The organism is Bradyrhizobium sp. PRIMUS42 (assembly GCF_023006515.1).
In the GTDB taxonomy this organism is placed as follows: domain Bacteria; phylum Pseudomonadota; class Alphaproteobacteria; order Rhizobiales; family Xanthobacteraceae; genus Bradyrhizobium.
Map to the genome: position 1 here is coordinate 1 of NZ_JALBGZ010000914.1, position 2,153 is coordinate 2,153.

The 2,153-nt window shown below is 64.5% G+C and carries 2 protein-coding genes; one reads left to right on the forward strand and one right to left on the reverse strand.

The genetic code is table 11. The features are described 5' to 3' along the window. Nucleotides 1-54: 54 nt before the first annotated feature. A complete protein-coding gene (locus tag MOV75_RS35590) occupies nucleotides 55-1,200 on the reverse strand; it encodes a mechanosensitive ion channel family protein (RefSeq protein WP_246932237.1) in 1,146 nt (381 codons plus the stop codon). A 127-nt stretch (nucleotides 1,201-1,327) separates the two neighbouring features. On the opposite strand from MOV75_RS35590, the gene MOV75_RS35595 reads away from it, so the two are divergent. Then, a partial coding sequence (locus MOV75_RS35595; RefSeq protein WP_247007676.1) for a DUF763 domain-containing protein occupies nucleotides 1,328-2,153 on the forward strand: 826 nt, incomplete at its 3' end.

The following is a 2,153-nucleotide window of genomic DNA, read 5'->3' on the forward strand; positions in this document are numbered from 1 at the left end:
CAAGGTCACGTTCGACGAGTCCAAGTTCATCACGCCGGCTGAGCGTGCGGGCAGTCAATTGCGCGCACTCGCCCGCATTTTCTCCGGAGGCGCCGGGCCTCGCATGAAGTCGGCATCATCGCCTCCGCCCGACGGGATCAGGATCGCCCGCTCGCGCGGCAACGCCTCCGGCATCTCGTCACGAATGAAGGCCACGAGCTTCTCCCTGATCTCGCAGCGCAAGTCCCACGACTGCGGCGCGTTCCTCGCGCTGACCAGTGCCCGCAGCTCGATGGTGCGCGAGTCCGCGTCGATCACCTGAAGATTGACCACGGCCCCGTCCCAGAGCTTGGACTGCTTCACCGCCTCTTCCAGCCAGCGTCGAATGCGCGGGACGTCGGCACGATAATCGACATGAAGCGCGATCACTCCGATCAGGGAGGCGGTGTCGCGGGTCCAGTTCTGGAACGGTTTTTCGATGAAATAGGATAGCGGCACCACCATGCGGCGCCAGTCCCACAGCCGGATCACGACATAGGTCGCGGCGATATCCTCGACCCATCCCCACTCGTTCTCGATGATCACCGCGTCCTCGATGCGGATCGGCTGGGTGATGGCGATCTGCAAGCCCGCGATCAGGTTGCTGAGCAGCGGCCGCGCGGCAAGACCGACGATGATACCGGCCGCGCCGGCGGAGGCGAACAGGCTGACGCCGTATTGCCGGACCGAGTCGAACGTCATCAGTGCGGTCGACACCGTGATGATGACGATGATGGTGTCGGTGACGCGCTTGAACACGCGGACCTGCGTGACGTGCTTGCGGGCGACGAAATTCTCGGTGACGTCGCGAAAGTTCTGCAGATAGCGCGCCGCACTCATGTCGACGATCCGGATCGAGATCCAGCCGATCAGCGCGATGACCGCCACCACGAACAGCCGCATCAGCGGCGTGCGGATCGCGTCGTCGAGCGGCGCGAGCGGCAAAACCAATGCGACCGCGCCAAGACACAGCGCCAACTGAGCTGGGCCCGTCGTGCGCTCGATGAACACGCTGAGGAGCGGGAGACGAGTTCCGAAGGCGCGATTGAGAAGCCAGGCCGCAAGCCGATGGAGGGCAAGAGCCAGCAGAATCGCGCCGAGCACCAGGCTGAGGCCGACAAACCACGACGGTATCCAGCCGAACATCCTGTCGATGTCGGCCATGAGGGCTTGCCAATTCATTGCTGTCCCCGTCTTTGCATTCGCGTAGCCGGCTCAACGCCTCTCGGCCGGCTTCGCTCCCCCGCCCTGTGCAACGCAGCATTCCACAGGTGCAACCGTTGCCGAACTGGACTAGTTTGGGGCGGTCATGACTCGACGTAGCGGCAGCGCCGATCTTCCTTTGCACACCGGACGAGTTCCGCCGTGGCTGGCAAGCCGCATGGCCTCGCTCGGGTCGATCCTCACGCAGGCGATTGTGCATCATTATGGCCGCGATGCGTTCCTCCAGCGGCTGTCTCATCCGTTCTGGTTCCAGTCATTCGGCGCCGTCATGGGAATGGACTGGCACTCCTCGGGCATCACGACCTCCGTGATCGGCGCGCTGAAGCGCGGGCTCGGGCCGCTTCAGGACGAGCTCGGTATCTATGTCTGCGGCGGCCGCGGCCAGCATTCGCGCAAGACGCCGGATGAATTGATGCAACTCGGCGACCGCGTTGGATTCGACGGCGCAAAGCTGACCCGCGCAAGCCGCCTGGTGGCGAAGGTCGACAGCGCAGCCGTGCAGGACGGCTTCGACCTCTATCTCCACGGCTTCTTCGTCACCGCCGACGGCAAATGGACGGTGGTGCAGCAGGGCATGAACGGCGACAAGCGGCAGGCACGACGCTATCACTGGCATTCAGAGGCCCTGAAGAGCTTCGTCGATACGCCGCACAGCGCGATTGACGGGCCCCAACAGGGGGAGATCGTCAATCTCACCGATCATCGCGCCGACATCTCGCGCAGCGCGCAGCTCGATCTCTTAGGGAATCTCGGCCCCGATCGCATCGTCTCCGAATTCGAACGGCTCATGGGGACCGCGCCCGAGCCGGCACAGGCCATGCTGCCGCACCTGATCATGCCGGCGCATCACGATGTCAGGCCCAAGGACGTGTTCGCGCGCCGCCTGCACGGCACGCTCGCCGCCGCAACCG

Bases quoted from the DNA above. Each gene is read 5' to 3' on its own strand.
- MOV75_RS35590 (WP_246932237.1), bottom strand. From the start codon at position 1,200: ATGAATTGGCAAGCCCTCATGGCCGACATCGACAGGATGTTCGGCTGG.